The sequence below is a fragment of the Candidatus Thiodiazotropha sp. AKIB8 genome (assembly GCF_058244675.1).
The window spans coordinates 153,471-172,128 of the sequence record NZ_JBSYOO010000039.1 but is presented as its reverse complement, the minus strand read 5'-3'; the positions used below and the strand labels follow the sequence as shown (position 1 = coordinate 172,128).

Below are 18,658 nucleotides of genomic sequence, written 5' to 3'. Positions count from 1 at the left end.
TAACGTGGCATGCCATTGAAATCGAGGAATTTGTATCTCCTGGTGATAGTGAGAGGTATGTAGAGAAAGTGTACACTGACATCTCAACAAATTAGCAATAGGTGGTGGTTGTCGGTCGACTTCATTGGGTTCGAATCCTTTAGGTAAACTGATTGAGGGTTCAGCCAACTCATAGTGGGGCTCTCCCGCTTGCTTACACCCGGCATGGATCAAAAAATTGTCACATAACAATCATACTGAAAACCTCCCCAAAGTTGCTCTGGTTGGGCTTCATGCTGGGTATAGCCATAGCTCACTGGCACTTCAATCCATAGCGGCCTATGCCGACAGCTGGAGTTGTCCTCACCAGGTGCAACTGTTTGAAACCCTGGTGAATACCAGCCATCAGGCCTTAATAGAGCAACTTGTAGACTACGAGCCACAAATCCTGGGAATTTCCACCTATCTTTGGAATATAGCTGCCAGCATTCGTTTAACACGTCTAATCAAGCAGTTACTACCAGATGTGCGGATCTTGTTTGGGGGGCCTGAAGCTGGGGCCAGGGGGGTAGAGTTACTCTCGGCTATATCAGAGCTCGATTTTGTTATAGCGGGGGAGGGGGAAGAGGCATTTTCAGGTTTAATGAGGGTTTTGTTTCAGAGTGATGGTACCTATGAGGCGGTTTCAGGGTTAGTCTACCGAGATCAAGGTCTCATACGCGAAAACCCAATTCGGCTACTTCCAGTAGAGAAAATACCCGCTACCCTTTCAAACGGATTATTTGAAGGGGGGAAATCTCTGATCTATTGGGAAACCTCCAGAGGGTGTCCATATCAATGTACATTCTGTACCAGCGCAACGGATCGTCTTAGAGCATTTCCCATGGAGCGGGTCGAAGCTGATCTGAAGGTGCTCGAACAGTTGTCGAACAAAACAATAAAGCTTCTAGATCGTAGCTTTCATCTTGGTAAACAACGAACTACAGAACTACTAAAACGATTTGCTGATACCCCACCGGGGTTACGCTTCCACCTTGAACTTAATCCTGACCGTATCTCTGAGCAAGCAATGACCATCTTTAGTCAAGCGGATGCTGGGAAATTCCAATTTGAGATCGGCCTGCAGACACTGGATGTCGATGTGCTTAGCAGAATCGATCGTCGTATGGATGTGACTAAGGCGCTAGAGAATATTCGCCAACTGATTGAGATGCGACGGCACCCTGTTCATCTTGACCTGATTGTTGGCTTACCAGGGGAGAGCAGTATTCAGTGTGCCAGTTCCCTGGATCAGACTTTCAAACTCTCTCCGGATCACTTGCAATTGGGTATTTTAAAGTTGTTGCCTGGGACGCCCCTGCATACTCAGGCTAGGCATTTGGGTTATCGCTGGGATACGCAGCCTCCCTATGAGGTTCTAGCTAACCCTTCTTTAGGATTCAAAGAGATAGCGCAATTTAAACGCTATGCTGAGCTACTAGAGCGTCTCTATAACAGCGGCTTGATGCGAAACACGTTAGCCGGTCTTGTGAGATCTTGTTTCTCAGATAGTCTAAGCCTCTGTCTGGATCGCCTGCTGGAAGTATCAGGATATGGATTGGCAAGAGATAATCTGCAACCTGACTCCCTTTTTGGCTACCTGTGTGACTTCATCGCTCCCTATCTTGAAAGATCTCCAAACCTAGAGGAGTGGTTGCTTTGGGATTACTCTCAGTTCAGCTTGGTGAACGGTAAGACGCCCAGATGGATCGCTGACAGGTTGGTAGAGAGTGAACAGTTTACAGTGCAGGGGAGTCGCAGGCGGTTGCCGATTCTCGGTTTAACTGCAGAGGGGGCGCTGCTGATAAACAGACAATCTGGGCAGAATTTTGCTGCAGGTCACTATGCACTATGGCCAAGGCAGCATAAAAAGGGGAAGCCGGTAGAGATTATTCAGCTTGATGCCTGAAAACCACTATTAGGTTTTATGCTGGGCTCAGAAAATTATTGCATTGCTGACTTGGGGCGGTTATTCGATCTCACAGATTTTAAGCGCTATGATAGTGTTAAGCATTAACCCACCCACAGCTCATTTGATCGTAGTTGAATTGGAAGTGTAAAACCGGAGATGGGCTAATACGCTTTCTGAAAGGTTAGGCCGTTCTCTTGAGTTTGGGTAAGAAATCTAATGCCCCGGAGAGCCCTGATAAGTTGCTATAAACGAGGCTCATGGCCATGGATATCAATGATGAAGTACAACGCCATACGCTGCTACAGCGAATAAAAGCCAGGTTCGAAAACAGGCCGGACTCTGAGCATGAACAGTCTTTCGTTCGGGTTGCGATTGTATTGTTGGTGCTGCTCTACCTGGCAGTCGTTTCAATATTCGGCGGGCTTTCCGAGTCAGCCTTTCATGGCCTGACTATCCTCACCCTTTTTCTTGCCTTCTCCCTGATAATGATTGCAGCAATCTTTGTTAATCCAGGGATATCCATCCCTCGACGTGTAGTTTGCATGTTTGGCGATATGGGCATGATTACCTATCTCCTTTTCTACTATGGGGAGATTATGACGCCACTCTATATTGTCTATCTCTGGGTCTCTTCCGGGTATGGTCTGAGATACGGCAATCGCTATCTGGCAGCATCGACAGCTATGGCTGCGGTCGGTTTTTTTTTAGTACTTCAATACAATGAAGATTGGCATGCAGACCCCAAGACAGGTTGGGGTTTATGGATTGGGTTAATAGTATTGCCAATGTATATTGCCTCGCTTTTAGCGAAGTTATCCCGGGCTTTGTCAGCAGCGGAAGCAGCTAATCAGGCTAAGAGTCAGTTTTTAGCCAATATGAGCCATGAAATACGCACACCAATCAATGGTGTAGTTGGATTGCTGGAGTTACTGAGTAACACACCTTTGGAAGAGAAGCAGAGTTCATTGGTTCATGGCGCGCAATCATCAGCAGCATCATTGATGCACCTGATCGAGAATGTACTCGATATCAGCAAGATAGAAGCTGGGCGAATTACCCTTACAAATGCACCGTTTGATCTGCATGCATTGATCAATGGTGTGGTGGGATTATTCGAATATGCTGCGAGTAGTAAACAACTACTGCTAAAGCGAAAAATTGATCCTAACTGTCCGTATCTTTTGATTGGTGATGAGCTTCACCTGCGCCAGGTGTTGGTTAATTTGGTCAGCAACGCTGTAAAATTCACTCAACAGGGCAGGGTGGAATTAACTGTTTCTGCTGAGAAGGTAGAAGAGAATAGAGTCAGATTACGACTGGAAGTGATTGATAGCGGGATTGGTATTTCAGAAACGGCTCAAGCCTATATTTTTGAGCCGTTTCGACAAGAAGATGAAGGGATAACCAGGCGCTTTGGTGGTACAGGGCTTGGCATGAGCATAGCGAAGCAGCTAACAGAGTTGATGGGTGGTGACCTCTCTGTTAAGAGTGAAGTAGGACGAGGTAGCTGTTTTTCTCTGCTGCTCAATTGTCAGCGGCAAGATACGGTTGAGCAGTTTTCATTACTCAATATTCCCTCTGGAGTACGTGTTATCAGTCATGATGCGTTGATGATAGGGCTGTTACGAGAATGGTTTAGCGAGTGGGGCATCGACTGTGCTGTGGATCTGGGTGTGACCGCGGCTATTGATGAGTCTGTCGTCTTACTGGATGCACGTGCTCTACCGCATCCATCCACACTGATTGAAGAGTATCCAGGGTTGGTGGTCAGGGATCTGCTATTGCTCACCGATATGAGCAAATTAAACTTCAATCCTCAGGATGCAGGTTATGTAGGTTCGTTGAACCTGCCATTGGAAAAACAGCAGCTTTATAGATCATTGCATGGTTTTCAGCCAGCAACATTCGACAAACAAACCCCGCAACAAGAGGAGAAACCCACTGCCCCAGCAAAAGCGTTCAAAAAAGGCCGGATTCTGGTGGCAGAAGATAATTTAACCAATCAGCTTGTGACTAGAAGTTTTCTCGAACAGGATGGTCACAAGGTGACGGTGGTTGATGATGGTATAGCAGCGCTTGATGTACTTGAGGTTCAAAATTTCGATTTGGCAATTGTCGATATGATGATGCCGGGACATGGAGGGTTAGACATTATCAAGCTGTTTCGTCACATGAGTGGCAATCGAAATAGTATGCCATTTGTTTTACTTACCGCAAATGTCAGTGATGAGGCGAAAGCCGCTTGTCGGACACTGGGTGTAAAATATCTGAGTAAGCCATTGCGGGGACAAGTCTTGCAGACAGTAGTTCAGGAACTGTTGATGCAGCAAACTCTTAGTGTGGGGGAGTCACAGGTTGCTAATCCAATCTTAGAAATAGGGGATGAATCTCAAGAGGCACTGATAGACGAGGAGATCTTCAAGGAACTTTCAGAGTTAATGGGAACCGGCCCGAGAATAGTAGGGTTAGTCGATAATTTCTATCAGGATGCCGAATCTCTTTTGTCAGAATTGAGGCAGGCGGTTGACAAGGGGGAGTGGTTTCAGGCGGCGGATTTTGCTCATGGTCTCAAAGGTGCTGCCTTAGGTTTAGGGGCCTATCAATTGGCTCAACGAGCCCGGGAGTTGGAACAGGAGATACTGCAGGGAGCACCCCGGGGCCCGATGGACCCCTTGGCGCCTGTCGAATCGGCTTATCGTGCTGTGCGGAGCAACCTGCAGGCTCGGATTGCTGATGTATCTGACTCAAGTCACTTGTCGTAGCGGTTGTAAATCAACAGCCTCAGATTGCTTTCTAGCGCGTCTATTCTGAGCGCGTACCAGTCGCTGCATTATACTGATTTCACTATGCTTTAGACTGAGGGCTGCATCTACCCACTGAGTGGTAATCGAAAGCAGCTCTTCATAAGGCACCCGATTATAGGTTTGTCGAACGTGACGAAGTAATTTGTTTGCATTGGTGCGACGCTGAGCAGTTCGAACGTAGTTCGCCAAGGCCTCAACTCCGGCACCACGCTCTGCCAGTACATCTACTACGCCAAGCTCATAAAGTGTTTCAGCACTGTAAAGGTCGCCACTATAGATCAAACGCTCAGCTAACCCGGGGCCGACTTTTCGTGATAAAAAGCTGTAGGCTCCCATCCCTGGAAACATATTAAATAGTACTTCCGGAAATCCCATATGTGTGCCTTGCTCTGCGATGATAACGTTGCACGATAAGGCTGCCTCAAAACCTCCGCCCTGTGCATTGCCCTCAACCAAGGCAATAGAGGTTACGGGTTGATTCAGATGGCTGTGGAAACCAAAGGCACCATCTATGCAGGCTCGAGCATAGTTCATAAGTGTTTCTCGATCTTTGGTTTCGATAAGCTCTACAAACAGGGCTAAATCTCCTCCTAGATTAAAAGTCGAGTTGTCATTTGATGCGAGTACAACATAATCCCAGTCAGACTGATTTTTGCTGGCATAATCTTCTGCAATACGTTGTCCCATATAAGCCTGAAAGGATTTGATATCCTCAAGCAGTTCTGGTGTGAAACAGGGTCTTGGAGATGGGGTCATGCGTAATATCGCGCATCTGATCGATTCTTGCATTTCAAGACTGGCATGTTGCAATGTGGGCTGTTTTATGTGAGAGGAGAGAGTTGTAATGTCCATAGTGTACCTCTAGGTATTCGGTTGTAATTAGACATGAGCCTGTGAACACATCTTCAGCGAACTGCGGCTGTTGCTCACATTAAGATGAAAACATATCACTGGATATCTATACAGTACTAACAGGTTTTCGAAGCGCCGGTGATCGTCGGTGAACTTCTTAACAGAGTTTAGGAAGTAACTGGTAGTCTTTGTAGTAGGTTAGATCAAGAATTTCGAAGAATCGTGAATTGAAGCCTTAGAATGTTGAATATGTGAAGGGATAAAAGCGTGGTCACATACTCAAATTAGTGTTTGGATCAATGAAAAAAACTATTCAAACAAAAATTGCAAATTAACAGGCCGGAAATTTTCAGTACAAGTCTAAAATAGTAATTATTAATTGAACAATGTAATAATTATTAGTCAAGGTAGAATTCTAATGAACAGTTGGACAGCGTAGAGTGTGCGCTTGTGGTGGTGCAGGGTAAGGTTCGCTCCTGCACATCCATGAGCCAGCGACACATGTGCATTCCGGCACAGTGTGCAACGATGCGGAATAGCCAGCCATTCCAAGGAGTTGCAACAATGCCATGCGTCACCATAAGGGTGCAATTCACGTTGTAGCGTGAATCACCCAATAGGTGACCATCTGCATCGAAGCTATTATCTACTAAATCAGGAACCTGCTATTAGAATGGCGTGGTTAACTGATTATGTTTTAGGATCATTGCCGTAATATTCAATCTGTGAGAAGTCAGTAAATCTTAAAAAAAGCTGTGATATGTCTTGAATTGTAATTTTCGATCGACTATCTATTGGGCTCAGGCATATTCAGAAGTTAGCTGTAGATAGAGTGCGATTTACAACTGTATCTCTATAATTTATAGCTTGTGTAGAAAATGAATCTCTGAAAGTATAGGCAGGAGATACCATTAAAAACTATTTTACTTAGACTCAATATAATTGTGATGTCGTTATTGAATAATTTATGTTTGTAACTATCATATTTTGAATATTTACTGAATAAGTAGGGCCGATTATTCGTGTAACTCCTCCACTCAATTTATAATAAAAATTATATCCGTATTAACCAGTAAATCAGCTATATTTTGGGACTAATATACCAAGTAAGTGAAATGCTTTTTCTCTGTCTTGGAATTAAACAATGAATTTTTCTTTCACTAATAAAATTCATCAAAATATATGCTGTTTATTCGAATATAGATCTTAAAACATTAACTATAATTACATTGACTTTACTGGATATGCTGAATTAGTGATGTATGATTAAGGTTGTCATCGTCTGATATATTTTAGAGATATTGGTTATTTAATAGATCAGTTGATTGTCATGTTATGGATGGAATGAGATATCAAAAAAATAATTGCTCAAGGAGGTAGCTGATGCTGGTACTTACTCGGCATTTGAATCAATCATTACAAGTCGGGGAGGCTGTAACACTCAAGATATTAAGTGTCAATAATGGGAATGTCAGATTTGGAATTGATGCGCCAGCTGAAGTATTGATTTTACGCGAAGAACTTGCTCATCGCATGAGTGCACCATCAATACAATCAGAAGCTAAGTCACCAAAAAAGAGAGAGCCACAAGTAACCTATAAGCCACGACGAAAGAAGCTTGTTACAGATATGAAATAGTTCTGGAAATTCATCTCCATTAGTTTTAGGAGCCTCTGATCAATTTGTGAATCGGTATCTGGTAGCTGAAAGGCTCTGGTTTTGTGTTAAAAAGCTTCTCAATAGCGGACTATCAAGCGCGCTTTTCGCCTTAAACCAGAACCTTTCATCTCACCTTATTCTCGATCCAGAATTGATCAGAGGATCCTTAATGGAGATGGGTATTTCTGCTCTATGTGGGTGACGTTTTTTAACAGCTTTCAGCCGATCAGAATAATACTACGACCATACGGTTAACCTATGGTATGACGTTATCCGTGAAGATGGCCATGCAATCTCTTAAACGGCAGGTTTTGATCTCTTGTTGTAAACAGGAGAACTTCAGCTGGTGAACTATTTGATCGCCAGGTTAATAAATTATTTTGAGGCAGTGGATGACAGCGCTGCCATTATTTATCTATAGGTTGTCTATCAGGCTCGCTAACAGTTGTGTGACTGATCCACTGTTGACCTGTCCATGCCTCAAAAGGACGAAAACGGGATTTATAACTCATTTTCGCGCATGCCTCTATCCAGAATCCTGGATAGACCCAATCCAGTCCTCTCTCCCTCGCATTGTATATCTGCCAGATTAAGGCAAATACACCAAGGCCCTCCTGCGTAAAATCAGGATCATAAAAGGTGTATACAGATGAGGTGCCTTGAAGTAATTGGTCACTGACTGCAACAGCTGCCAATTGTCCTGATTTTTTGAATTCAATAAATTGAGTTTCAGCCCAATCACAGGTTAAAAACTGTGTATATTGACCCGGACTGTTGCATGCCATTGCGCCATCAGGGTGCCTATTCAGAAGATAACGTTTATAGAGTTGATAGTGCTCTTCGCTAAAACTTGAGTCTAATACTGATACCTGGAACTGACTTGCATTGCTTTTCCAGTTTCTACGCTGACTACGGGATGGTTTATAGCTGTTAGCCGGGATTCTTAGAGAGACACACCCGTTGCATTGTGGGCAAGCTGGTTGGTAGAGATAACAGCCACTGCGTCTGAATCCTCTGTCAATCAACTGTTGATAGAGTTCTGGAGTCACCTTGGCCATAGGGTCTAGAAACAGGTTTCTCGCTTCTTCCCCAGGTAGATAGGAGCAATCATGCACCTGGCTCATATAGAGCGCATAGGCATCTTCTTGTGTAAAGCCAGGATTATCTAGCATGGCTTGAATACGGGCTCAATATCAGACCAGCTACCCACCTGGCCATCGAGTCGAGTCCAGCTATAGAGATCCTGGCAAAACTGTTTTCTTGGAATCTCTTCTGCACCCAAACTTGCCAAATGTCTTGTGTAAACCTGGCAGTCGATCATTTTAAATCCCCACGCTTTAAGTTGATGGCTAAGATAGACCAGTGCAACCTTTGAACCATTACTGGCTCGGCTGAACATCGACTCCCCGAAAAAGACGCGGCCTATTGCCATGCCATATAAACCACCCACAAGAGTATTGTCCTGCCAAACCTCAACTGAATGGGCAAGCCCCAGTTTGTGTTGCGTGCAATAGGCATCGATCATTTCAGGCACAAGCCAGGTACCAGGCGAGTCATCTCTCGGTGCTGCACATTCATTGATGACATCAACAAACCTTTGGTCAAAGGATACACTATAGCCATTATTGCGAAGAGTTTTGCGCAGACTACGACTGATTTTAAGCTTTTCTGGATAGAGCACCGTTCTGGGATCAGGGGACCACCAGAGTATAGGTTCTCCCTCTGAGAACCAGGGAAAGATTCCCAGCTGATAGGCCTGGATAAGCCGCTGAGGTGTCAGGTCACCTCCAACAGCGAGTAATCCGTCAGGCTCTTTTTCGGCCAGGGAGACATCCGGGAAAGGGGTATTCGGATTGTCGTCTAGTAAAAAAATCATGGTTTGTTTGCATCTAATGTTTTATATAATCATAACAGGCACTTGCACCATCAATAAAAAATCCACATTATTTACCGGTTAGATGCATGGTTAATGTAAAATGTTGGGATATTCTGGATAGAGCCTATTGTATGTAACTAAGAAATTTTGGCTAACCATTATATCTATCCTGACCTGTTATTATGAATTTTAGATTGGAGTATTGAATTGTCCGACGCTGTCAAACACCTGCAAATTGGTGATGTATTGCAGTTACAGTTTGCACCACCTTCTGAAATCCAGGATCGTTTTTCAGCTACCCTTGTTGGTTTTTTACCCGGCCAAAGCCTGGTGATTACTACACCAAGAAAGGGTGGTAATCCGATTATTATCCGTGACGGCCAGAGTTTTACTGTAAGAATGCTTCAAGGTAGTAATATTTTCGGTTTCGTTGCTCGAGTGCTCCATGTCTCCTCAAAACCCTATCCCCACATCCACCTGGCCTATCCCGATGATGTCGAAAGTGCAGTTGTCAGAAATGCCCCTCGGGTACCGACTGAACTACCAGCTATCGTAATCAAGCCCCAAGGGGGATCTGGGGAGGATTTGCAACGGAAGGTTATTATTTCCGATATCAGCAGTACAGGTGCCAGGGTGATAGACACTAAGGAGCTAGGTGCAGTTGGCTCAGTGATACATGTCAGTCAGACGCTCTCGGTATGTGGCGGAAGTGATGTTCTGAAGGTGTTGGCAGTGATAAGGAATATTCGGGAGACCGCTGCCCTGGATGGAAGTATACGCTATTCACATGGATTGGAGTTTCGAGGGCTTAACAGATTTCAGCAATTGATACTCTGCTCCTATGTGCTTGGGAGTATCGCTCGCGAACGCGGATGAGCAGATTGCAGTTCGATTCAAACAGGGTTTGATCTCCTGGTTTCCTTAGAAAGAAACCAGGAGTAGCTGAATTGATAGTGGGGACTATTCGGATTTTGCTTCGAGTGCATCCAGGAAGCGTTCGGCATCGAGTGCGGCCTGGCAGCCGGTACCCGCAGAGGTGATAGCCTGGCGATAGACGTGATCCATGACGTCACCAGCAGCATAGATACCTGAGATGGAGGTCTCTGTGGCATTGCCTTCAAGACCACCAGCAACCTTCAAATAACCATTGTTCATTTCCAACTGACCTTCAAACAGAGCGGTGTTCGGACTATGGCCAATCGCGATAAAAACCCCTTGCAAGTCGATCTCTTTGGTAGAGTCATCTTTGACATTTTTTATTCTCATCCCTGTGACCCCTGATTGATCACCCAACACTTCATCGAGTACATGATCCCATTCGATGGTTACATTGGCTTCTTCAGCTTTTTTCTTCAGGTGATCTGAAAGGATCTTCTCAGAACGGAACTGATCTCGACGATGTACCACCACCACTTCAGAGGCAATATTGGATAGATAAAGGGCTTCTTCCACAGCTGTATTACCGCCGCCAATTACTGCTACCTTTTGTTTTTTATAGAAAAAACCATCGCAGGTAGCACAAGCAGACACGCCGCGACCACGGAAAGCCTGCTCCGATTCGAGGCCAAGATATTTTGCTGATGCGCCTGTGCAGATGATCAAAGCGTCACAGGTATAGACAGCTTGATCACCTGTCAGGCGGAATGGGCGCTGGCCCAATTCCGCTTTATTTATATGGTCAAAAATGATTTCAGTATTAAAACGCTCAGCGTGTTGACGCATACGCTCCATGAGATCTGGACCCTGAACCCCTTCGTTGTCGCCAGGCCAGTTGTCAACCTCAGTTGTGGTCATTAATTGTCCACCCTGTTCCATGCCTGTGACCAGAACAGGCTCCAGGTTGGCACGTGCGGCGTAGACTGCTGCCGTATAGCCGGCAGGGCCTGAACCGAGGATCAAGAGGCGGCAATGCTTGGTTTCGCTCATGTATACTTACTCCACTCGGAATGTGCCCGGTTATTAAGGGGCAGACCATGAAAATTTCTGAGACTTGAGGAACTTAGAGTCATGAAATCGGTGACCCGCGTTCAAGTCTTAAATAAAGAATGCGGGAATACTACGGAATCATACCCCCTGGGTAAAGAATCACCATGAGATTTAGCCTATGAAAATTGGTATCCCAACAGAAATTAAACCCCTGGAGGGGCGAGTCGGTCTGGTGCCTGATGCCTGTTCAGAGCTTGTAGGTGCTGGCCATGAGGTGATTCTGCAAAGTGGTGCAGGGGTGGCAAGTGGCTATCCGGATCAGGCTTACATTAATGGTGGTGCGACGATTGTCGAAGGTGCCTCAGAGATTTACCACCATGCGGAACTGGTGGTCAAAGTCAAAGAGCCCTATGGCGATGAGCCCGAAATGCTTAGAGCGGGGCAGCTACTGTTCTGTTTTTTGCATCTTGCCGCAGATGAATCCTTGACCCGACGGTTGCTGGAATCAGGGGTTACCGGGATCGCATTTGAAACAGTGGAAGAGGGGGGAGGTCTGCCTATTTTAGCACCAATGAGTGATATTGCCGGACGTCTTGCAGTGCAAAATGGTACAACACTGTTACATCACCAACATGGCGGCAAGGGGCTGTTGCTTGGTGGTCTACCTGCTGCGGAACCAGGACATGTGGTGATTCTCGGTGGTGGTCAGGCCGGAGGCAATGCCGCAGCTTTGGCGGCAGCGATGGGGGCCAGGGTGACCGTATTCGATCGTCTGCGTGAGCGCATGGGTGTGCGACGGGAGATGGGGAAAAATGTGACAACCCTATATCCTTATAAGGATGCGGTGAGTGAGGCAGTGGCGAGCGCTGACCTTTTAATTGGTGCAGTTTTGATTCCAGGAGCAAAAGCGCCGAAAGTCATTAGTCGAGATCAGATCACGACAATGGAGCCTGGTAGTGTGGTGGTGGATATCTCAGTCGATCAGGGTGGATGTATTGAGACAACACGACCAACAACTTATGAAAATCCGATATATACAGTTGAAGGTGTCACCCACTTCTGCGTTACTAACATGCCAGGGGCTGTCCCGAGAAGTGCCAGCCAGGCACTGTCAGCATCGATGATGCCCTATTTGAACAGGCTGGTGATGGCTGATTGGCGAAAAGATTCCCGATTGGCTGCTGCTGTTAACCTCGAAGATGGAGAGTTGGTCCATCCAGTATTACGTGAACAATACCTCTGAAATCAGAGTAACAATTATATGTAACTATATAATTTAGAAAAGATAATTGATATTATCACAATATATTTCACAGCCTGGGATCAACACCGCTGAGTTAGATCCCAGAGTACAGTATATTTTCCAGGAGATTGTTTCAGAAACGACCCGAGAGGGTACTCCTGAAGGTTGAGACGAAACTATGGCGACACAGGCGAAGAGCCAACAAACACCTGCACAAAGTGCCTTTCAAACTCATGTCAGTCATGCCATGAGAGAGGGTGTCATGTGGAGTCTGTTCTGCCTAAGTGGTTACCTGCTGCTTTCGTTATTCAGCTATTCCCCCCTCGATCCAGGTTGGTCTTATACCGGGTCAGAGTCCAAGGTCATTAATTCAGGTGGCCCTGCTGGTGCATGGTTTGCAGATGTATTTCTATACCTGTTTGGCATTTTTGCCTATCTGTTTCCTATCATGCTCAGCTGGAGTGCAGTGTTGGTCTTCCGTCGTCGCAATCCCGATGATTCAGTGAATATGAATCTGGTATTGGTGCGCTGGTTGGGATTTTTCATAACCCTGGCATCCGGTTGTGCTTTGGCCGCACTGCATACGAACCACCTGGTGAATCATCTACCAACAGGTACAGGTGGCGCACTTGGAACCCTGCTTGGTGGACATTTTGAGGCTGCTTTCAGCCGTTCAGGCAGCAGCTTGTTGATGCTGGCGTTGTTTCTCAGTGGATTTACTCTTTTTACCGGGGTCTCCTGGTTCACAGTTATGGATTTTCTCGGAGGGCTGGTGCTGAGGGTTACCCACAAACTCCAAAGTGTCACATTAGCCTGGAAAGAGCGTCATGCAGCGAAACAGGCTAGACAAGAGCGTGTTGATCTGATCAAAAAAGAGCAAAAAAAGGATAAATCACGCAAGCAATTAAGAATTGAGCCGGTTATCAATGCGCCCAAGCCCAGTGAGCGGGTTGAAAAAGAGCGGCAGGTTCCATTGTTTGAGGCAGATCCCAATAGCGAACTCCCTCCCTTGGCGTTGCTTGATCCAGCTAAACAGACCGTACAGGCCTATTCACAGGAAGCACTCCAGGCAATGTCGCGTCAGGTAGAGTTGAAGTTTGCTGATTTTGATATTGAGGTCCAGGTGGTTGCAGTTCATCCCGGACCGGTAGTCACACTGTATGAAATATCACTGGCAGCGGGCACCAAGGTCAGCAAAATAAGCGGTTTATCCAAAGATCTTGCTCGCGCCCTCTCAACGGTTGCTGTGCGTGTCGTTGAAGTGATACCGGGTAAGTCAGTGATCGGGCTCGAGATACCGAATGAATATCGCGAAATGGTCTTTCTCAGTGAAGTATTGCAGTCTGAGACTTATGAGCAGTCTAAGTCACCGCTCACCTTGGCATTGGGTAAGGATATTTCTGGCAATCCCATGTGTGCCGATCTTGGGAAAATGCCCCATGCCCTGATAGCAGGAACCACCGGTTCCGGTAAGTCAGTGGCAATCAATGCCATGATTCTCAGTTTGCTTTATAAGGCAAAGCCAGACGAAGTGCGCATGATCATGGTCGATCCGAAGATGCTGGAGCTTTCGGTTTATGAGGGGATTCCCCATCTATTGACCCCGGTAGTCACCGATATGCAGGAGGCGGCAAATGCCTTGCGCTGGTGTGTTGGAGAGATGGAGCGTCGATATCGACTAATGGCCAGTCTCGGAGTAAGAAATATTACTGGCTATAATCGTAAGGTGAAAGATGCGATCAAAAAAGGCGAGCCGATAAAAGATCCTCTATTTCAGCCGGAGCCTACAGAGATTATTGAAGCGATGGCCCATCCCACTCTGGAACCTCTCCCGTACATTGTGGTCATTATCGACGAGCTTGCCGATATGATGATGATGGCGAGAAAGAAGGTGGAGGAGTTAATTGCAAGATTGGCGCAAAAGGCCAGGGCCTCAGGTATTCACCTGATATTGGCTACACAGCGCCCTTCGGTTGATGTGATAACCGGTCTGATCAAAGCAAACATACCTACCAGAATCGCCTTCCAGGTCTCATCGAGGGTTGATTCTCGGACGATACTCGATCAGATGGGTGCAGAGCATCTGCTTGGTCATGGTGACATGCTCTACATGGGGACAGGCAGTAACATACCTCAGCGTATGCATGGTGCCTTTGTCGATGACAATGAAGTGCATCGGGTGGTGAAGCATCTGAAGGCGGCTGGACAACCCGATTATCTGGAAGAGATTCTGCAAGAAGCAACGGAGTCAGTTCCCGGTTTTCCCGCAGAAAGTGGAGACACTGAAAACTCAGATCCTCTTTATGACGAGGCTGTCCAGATTGTGACCGAAACACGTAGGGCGTCGATATCCGGTGTACAGCGTCGACTGAAAATTGGTTATAACCGTGCGGCCCGAATGATTGAAGAGATGGAACGCACTGGTGTTGTCGGTCCTGCAGAAAACAATGGCACCCGCACAGTATTGGCTCCGCCACCGCCAAAAGATTGAGTCTATTAAGACGGAGTAATTAATGAGGATGCGCCTGAGTGCATTGCTACTGATTGTTGTCACCTGTTTCTCCCAACCGATCTGGGCAGGCAAAGGTATTCAGCAACTTGAAACTTTCTTACAGGATCTGATAACTCTGAAGGCAGACTTTCGTCAGACTCTTCAACAACCGGACTATGATCAGGTATTCGGCAGTAATGGTGTGTTTTATCTAAAACGACCTGGACAGTTGCGCTGGGAGTATCAGACACCCAGCCAACAGTTGATCGTTGCCGATGGAGATCGAGTCTGGTTGCACGATATTGAATTGGAACAGGTCTCCCATCGTAGCCAGGATGCGGTTTTGAAAGGTACACCAGCTCAATTGTTAAGCGATCTCGGGCCGATTAGCCAACATTTTAATATCAATGAGCTTGGTGATGAGGGTGACCTGACCTGGCTTGAACTGATTCCTAAAGATAAAGAGGCACAGTTTTCCAGTGTCCGTTTGGCCCTCAATGGCAATAGTCTTGAGCGTATGGAGATGTTTGATAATTTCGGACAGGTGACACGATTCTTTTTCGATAACATGCTTAGAAACCCTGAGTTGAGTGACTCCTTGTTTGAATTTGAGCCACCCCCGCTTATCGACCTGATCGGCGATCTATGAGCAGCCAGGATCTCTTTGCCCAAGCAGAGGGTGGGGAGTTTCGTCCACTGGCGGACCGTATGCGTCCTCGCAGTCTGGCGGCATTCGTTGGTCAGAATCACGTTATATCTGAAAACAAACCGCTACGACTCGCAATAGAGGAAGATCGCCTGCACTCTATGATTTTCTGGGGTCCACCAGGCACAGGCAAAACAACATTGGCAGGTTTGATTGCCGACCATTCAGGTGCACATTTTCTAAGTCTTTCTGCGGTATTGTCCGGTGTAAAAGAGATTCGTGCTGCTGTAGAGCAGGCGAGATTGATCAAGCAACAGGAACAGCGTCCCACTGTACTGTTTATCGATGAAGTACACCGTTTTAACAAATCTCAGCAAGATGCCTTTCTGCCACATGTTGAAAACGGTACTGTGGTATTTATTGGTGCGACTACAGAGAACCCCTCCTTTGAATTGAATAATGCTCTGCTCTCCAGGGCACGCACCTATGTACTTAAAGCCTTATCAATAAATGAGATTGAAGAGATTATTGATCAGGCTCTGCAGGATAAACAGCAAGGGCTAGGCGAGAGGGCGCTCACGATTAATAGCCAAGCCAGAAAGCTGATTGCCGATGCAGCAGATGGTGATGCCAGGCGCGCCTTGAATCTGCTTGAGATTGCTGCGGATTTAACCGAAACAGAAGAGATTGGAGAGGAGGTCGTTGCAGAGGTGGCCAGTGGAACTCTGCGACGATTCGATAAAGGGGGAGAGGCTTTCTATGATCAGATATCTGCTTTGCATAAATCGGTCAGAGGTTCTGCACCCGACGCTGCACTATATTGGCTGGCACGGATGATAGATGGTGGCTGTGATCCCCTCTATGTCGCTCGTCGAGTAGTCAGAATGGCATCTGAGGATATCGGTAACGCCGATCCAAGAGCCTTACAATTAGCGCTGAATGGTTGGGATGTTCAGCAACGACTTGGTAGCCCGGAAGGTGAACTGGCAATTGCCCAGGCGGTAGCCTATATGGCCTGTGCACCAAAGAGTAATGCGGTCTACATGGCGTGGAAGGCAGCACAGGCCGATGCGAAAACATCAGGATCTCTTGAAGTACCCCTGGCGCTGCGTAATGCACCGACCAAGCTAATGAAGACACTGGATTACGGTAAAGCTTATCGGTATGCCCACGATGAACCCCATGCCTATGCCGCAGGAGAGAACTATATGCCAGAGGCACTGGAAGGCCGTCAATATTACTATCCTGTGGATCGGGGTATGGAGATCAAGATCGGTGAAAAACTTGAGTTTCTGCGAAAGTTGGATTTAGAAGCAAGTAAGGATTAATCGTACTTCTAGTGCTCTCCAAATGGTAAAAACAGATGAAAGGAAAGATAAAAAAGTCCGGGAGAAAAAGGGAGCCTCAGCACAACAGGGAGAGTATTGTAGATCGGATGTGTAGCGCTTATTCGCCCTACGGCTCTATTTCAAATAGAAGTCAATAAATATTGCACATTGGTAGGGTGGGGCCATGCCCCACCAAAAGCCCAAAAGCCTCATATTAGCCCGATTATTATTCTGTTTGTAAATCCAAGGTAGCCCATTCTTACCTCGGATTCTTCTTATCCATCCAGATTATGTATTCTCCAATCAATGAGAAATAAAGTAGTAATAGCACTCTTGTCGTAAAATTATTTCTGCAGGCTCATCTAATGAGTCACTGGATTTGGTAGTGTATAACCTAAAGCCATAACCTGACATGTAAGAGTTCATTCAATCTGTATTTATTAATAGATGAATAAGGTGGGGTTTATTCAACAGGGAGTAGCGACGGGGTGGAACAGACTAAGCAATATTTCAAATATTGGGGTAAGGCTTCGAGAAAAGACGATAGCTACCATTTGTTGCCTTATCATTGTTTGGATGTGGCGGCATAAGTTGGATGGTGCTGCCTTGGTAAGCATCGTGGATATTGAAAAACAGTTGACGTTAAATTTTCGCAAGGGAAGCAAGCCGGGAAAAATTCAACCTTATGCTTTCAAGGGTGTTTTGCATGTGAAGAATCCATCTGCTTTTAAGTCATTATTACAGCAAGGTATCGGCCCGACCAAAGCATTCGGTTGCGGAATGCTGTCACTGGCTGCTGTTTGATATGAATATTTCTCAAGGAGGAGTAATGAAACCAAAACTTCAGGTTCTAGACCAGGATATTGCCACAGATACTAAAAACAGTTTTGAATATATCTGTATTACTGATATTGCAAAATATAAACATTCTGAGAGAGCGGGTGTCATCATCGGGAATTGGTTGAGAAACCGTAACACTATTGAATTTCTTGGTATTTGGGAAAAACTCAATAACCCGGATTTTAAAGTCATCGAATTCGATGACTTTAGAAAACAGGCAGGTCTGAACAGTTTTACTCTGACACCCAAGCAATGGATCGAAAAAACAGCCGCATGTTGCCCTGTTTGGTATCACAGCAAAGCAGTGGCGGGATGCAAATCCTAAACTCAAAGGCAACATGCGTGATCATGCCAACGTGCATCAGTTGGTGTGTCTGGCCAACCTGGAATCCATGAACGCTCATTTCATTGAGGAGGATTTGAGCCAGTCAGAGCGGGTGGTTAGTCTGAATAGACTGGCAATCAGTCAAATGAAGATACTGGTTGAGAATAGAACAACTCCCCGGCTGGGGATGGAAGAGTAATGTATGGCCTTTATGCCGTGTCATTTGTTTACGATATTGCCGACCTTTTTAAATTCGATACAGTGGTTCCGGTTGCTTTTAAGATTGCTGCGCGTAGCCCAACCAATCCCGATAAGATGGTTCGGCATGCTTGTCGAGATATCTTTCGTGAAACCCGGCTGTTGAAGAAGCTGATTCCATCGATTGAAGAAGTGCTGTCAGCTGGTGGTATGGCTGCTGGATATTCGCGCGGGGGTTTATATTGGTGATGTTTCGAAAAGGGTTCGGGAAACACTATGGCAATATATGGAAGTGGATGTAGAAGATGGCAACATTGTCATGGCCTGGGCGACAAATACCGAATCCGGGTTTGATTTCCAGACCATGGGTAAGAATCGACGGATACCAGTTGAAATGGATGGCTTGCGTTTGGTGTCATTTCTGCCAATAGAGGAGTAGCTCGTTCTTTAACATTTTGGATACATTATAGGGGGTGGTCCCCTGTATTTTATACCTGGTGCCTTGGTAGAATATTTTGTGCCAAAAATTCCTCGGTGGCA

Annotated in this window: 17 protein-coding genes and 1 pseudogene; 14 read left to right on the top strand and 4 right to left on the bottom strand. The window is 46.0% G+C overall.

Annotated elements, in window-relative coordinates:
- Window positions 1–217: 217 nt before the first annotated feature.
- Both AC4IFB_RS12700 and AC4IFB_RS12695 read left to right on the top strand, forming a co-directional pair.
- Window positions 218–1,927 carry a B12-binding domain-containing radical SAM protein gene (locus tag AC4IFB_RS12700; RefSeq protein ID WP_490780357.1) on the top strand — a complete coding sequence of 570 codons (1,710 nt, stop codon included), beginning with the start codon at window positions 218–220 and terminating at the stop codon, window positions 1,925–1,927.
- A gap of 266 nt (window positions 1,928–2,193) precedes the next feature.
- On the top strand, window positions 2,194–4,692 hold the full coding sequence (locus tag AC4IFB_RS12695; protein WP_490780356.1) for an ATP-binding protein: 2,499 nt from the start codon (window positions 2,194–2,196) through the stop codon (window positions 4,690–4,692).
- Here the strand turns inward: AC4IFB_RS12695 and AC4IFB_RS12690 are convergent.
- Window positions 4,675–5,586 (bottom strand): crotonase/enoyl-CoA hydratase family protein, encoded by a 912-nt coding sequence (locus tag AC4IFB_RS12690; protein WP_490780355.1) that lies wholly within the window; start codon window positions 5,584–5,586, stop codon window positions 4,675–4,677. The genes AC4IFB_RS12695 and AC4IFB_RS12690 overlap by 18 nt on opposite strands.
- 1,383 nt (window positions 5,587–6,969) lie before the next feature.
- On the opposite strand from AC4IFB_RS12690, the gene AC4IFB_RS12685 reads away from it, so the two are divergent.
- The gene (locus tag AC4IFB_RS12685) at window positions 6,970–7,224 is read left to right on the top strand and encodes a carbon storage regulator (protein ID WP_490776701.1); all 255 of its coding nucleotides are present in this window, start codon (window positions 6,970–6,972) and stop codon (window positions 7,222–7,224) included.
- A gap of 428 nt (window positions 7,225–7,652) precedes the next feature.
- Here AC4IFB_RS12685 and AC4IFB_RS12680 read toward each other — a convergent pair whose 3' ends face one another.
- Window positions 7,653–8,417, bottom strand: coding sequence for an arginyltransferase (locus AC4IFB_RS12680; protein ID WP_490776700.1), 765 nt, complete (start codon window positions 8,415–8,417; stop codon window positions 7,653–7,655).
- Window positions 8,411–9,121, bottom strand: coding sequence for a leucyl/phenylalanyl-tRNA--protein transferase (gene aat / locus AC4IFB_RS12675; RefSeq protein WP_490776699.1), 711 nt, complete (start codon window positions 9,119–9,121; stop codon window positions 8,411–8,413). The genes AC4IFB_RS12680 and aat overlap by 7 nt, the downstream gene beginning before the upstream one ends.
- A gap of 207 nt (window positions 9,122–9,328) precedes the next feature.
- On the opposite strand from aat, the gene AC4IFB_RS12670 reads away from it, so the two are divergent.
- Window positions 9,329–9,997: a flagellar brake protein gene (locus AC4IFB_RS12670; RefSeq protein ID WP_490776698.1), complete on the top strand. Its 669-nt coding sequence runs from the start codon at window positions 9,329–9,331 to the stop codon at window positions 9,995–9,997.
- Between the two features lie 84 nt (window positions 9,998–10,081).
- Here AC4IFB_RS12670 and trxB read toward each other — a convergent pair whose 3' ends face one another.
- Window positions 10,082–11,047: a thioredoxin-disulfide reductase gene (gene trxB / locus AC4IFB_RS12665; RefSeq protein WP_490776697.1), complete on the bottom strand. Its 966-nt coding sequence runs from the start codon at window positions 11,045–11,047 to the stop codon at window positions 10,082–10,084.
- Between the two features lie 178 nt (window positions 11,048–11,225).
- Here trxB and ald point away from each other — a divergent pair, with 178 nt between their 5' ends.
- The 10 genes and pseudogenes from ald to cas2e all read left to right on the top strand — a co-directional run bounded on the left by ald (window position 11,226) and on the right by cas2e (window position 18,557).
- Window positions 11,226–12,290: an alanine dehydrogenase gene (ald, locus tag AC4IFB_RS12660; protein WP_490780354.1), complete on the top strand. Its 1,065-nt coding sequence runs from the start codon at window positions 11,226–11,228 to the stop codon at window positions 12,288–12,290.
- Between the two features lie 247 nt (window positions 12,291–12,537).
- Entirely contained in the window at window positions 12,538–14,781 is a 2,244-nt protein-coding gene (locus AC4IFB_RS12655) for a DNA translocase FtsK (protein WP_490780450.1), read from the top strand.
- Window positions 14,782–14,803: 22 nt separating this feature from the next.
- A complete protein-coding gene (gene lolA / locus AC4IFB_RS12650) occupies window positions 14,804–15,430 on the top strand; it encodes an outer membrane lipoprotein periplasmic chaperone LolA (RefSeq protein WP_490780353.1) in 627 nt (208 codons plus the stop codon).
- On the top strand, window positions 15,427–16,755 hold the full coding sequence (locus tag AC4IFB_RS12645; RefSeq protein ID WP_490780352.1) for a replication-associated recombination protein A: 1,329 nt from the start codon (window positions 15,427–15,429) through the stop codon (window positions 16,753–16,755). Before lolA ends, AC4IFB_RS12645 begins: the two co-directional genes overlap by 4 nt.
- 488 nt (window positions 16,756–17,243) lie before the next feature.
- The gene (locus AC4IFB_RS12640) at window positions 17,244–17,345 is read left to right on the top strand and encodes an HD domain-containing protein (protein ID WP_490780351.1); all 102 of its coding nucleotides are present in this window, start codon (window positions 17,244–17,246) and stop codon (window positions 17,343–17,345) included.
- Window position 17,346: 1 nt separating this feature from the next.
- The gene (gene cas6e / locus AC4IFB_RS12635) at window positions 17,347–17,559 is read left to right on the top strand and encodes a type I-E CRISPR-associated protein Cas6/Cse3/CasE (RefSeq protein ID WP_490780350.1); all 213 of its coding nucleotides are present in this window, start codon (window positions 17,347–17,349) and stop codon (window positions 17,557–17,559) included.
- Window position 17,560: 1 nt separating this feature from the next.
- On the top strand, window positions 17,561–17,920 hold the full coding sequence (locus AC4IFB_RS12630; protein WP_490780349.1) for a KilA-N domain-containing protein: 360 nt from the start codon (window positions 17,561–17,563) through the stop codon (window positions 17,918–17,920).
- 13 nt (window positions 17,921–17,933) lie between these two features.
- The gene (locus AC4IFB_RS12625) at window positions 17,934–18,119 is read left to right on the top strand and encodes a hypothetical protein (RefSeq protein ID WP_490780348.1); all 186 of its coding nucleotides are present in this window, start codon (window positions 17,934–17,936) and stop codon (window positions 18,117–18,119) included.
- A gap of 20 nt (window positions 18,120–18,139) precedes the next feature.
- Window positions 18,140–18,331 (top strand): annotated as a pseudogene (locus AC4IFB_RS12620) (type I-E CRISPR-associated endonuclease Cas1e); the annotation flags it as partial.
- Window positions 18,303–18,557: a type I-E CRISPR-associated endoribonuclease Cas2e gene (gene cas2e, locus AC4IFB_RS12615; RefSeq protein ID WP_490776689.1), complete on the top strand. Its 255-nt coding sequence runs from the start codon at window positions 18,303–18,305 to the stop codon at window positions 18,555–18,557. The pseudogene AC4IFB_RS12620 and the gene cas2e, both read left to right, overlap by 29 nt.
- Window positions 18,558–18,658 lie beyond the last annotated feature (101 nt).

Bases quoted from the DNA above. Each gene is read 5' to 3' on its own strand.
- AC4IFB_RS12625 (WP_490780348.1), top strand. From the start codon at position 17,934: ATGCGTGATCATGCCAACGTGCATCAGTTGGTGTGTCTGGCCAACCTG.
- AC4IFB_RS12695 (WP_490780356.1), top strand. From the start codon at position 2,194: ATGGATATCAATGATGAAGTACAACGCCATACGCTGCTACAGCGAATA.
- AC4IFB_RS12655 (WP_490780450.1), top strand. From the start codon at position 12,538: ATGAGAGAGGGTGTCATGTGGAGTCTGTTCTGCCTAAGTGGTTACCTG.
- trxB (WP_490776697.1), bottom strand. From the start codon at position 11,047: ATGAGCGAAACCAAGCATTGCCGCCTCTTGATCCTCGGTTCAGGCCCT.
- AC4IFB_RS12690 (WP_490780355.1), bottom strand. From the start codon at position 5,586: ATGGACATTACAACTCTCTCCTCTCACATAAAACAGCCCACATTGCAA.
- AC4IFB_RS12630 (WP_490780349.1), top strand. From the start codon at position 17,561: ATGAATATTTCTCAAGGAGGAGTAATGAAACCAAAACTTCAGGTTCTA.
- AC4IFB_RS12685 (WP_490776701.1), top strand. From the start codon at position 6,970: ATGCTGGTACTTACTCGGCATTTGAATCAATCATTACAAGTCGGGGAG.
- aat (WP_490776699.1), bottom strand. From the start codon at position 9,121: ATGATTTTTTTACTAGACGACAATCCGAATACCCCTTTCCCGGATGTC.
- lolA (WP_490780353.1), top strand. From the start codon at position 14,804: ATGAGGATGCGCCTGAGTGCATTGCTACTGATTGTTGTCACCTGTTTC.
- AC4IFB_RS12645 (WP_490780352.1), top strand. From the start codon at position 15,427: ATGAGCAGCCAGGATCTCTTTGCCCAAGCAGAGGGTGGGGAGTTTCGT.
- AC4IFB_RS12680 (WP_490776700.1), bottom strand. From the start codon at position 8,417: ATGCTAGATAATCCTGGCTTTACACAAGAAGATGCCTATGCGCTCTAT.
- ald (WP_490780354.1), top strand. From the start codon at position 11,226: ATGAAAATTGGTATCCCAACAGAAATTAAACCCCTGGAGGGGCGAGTC.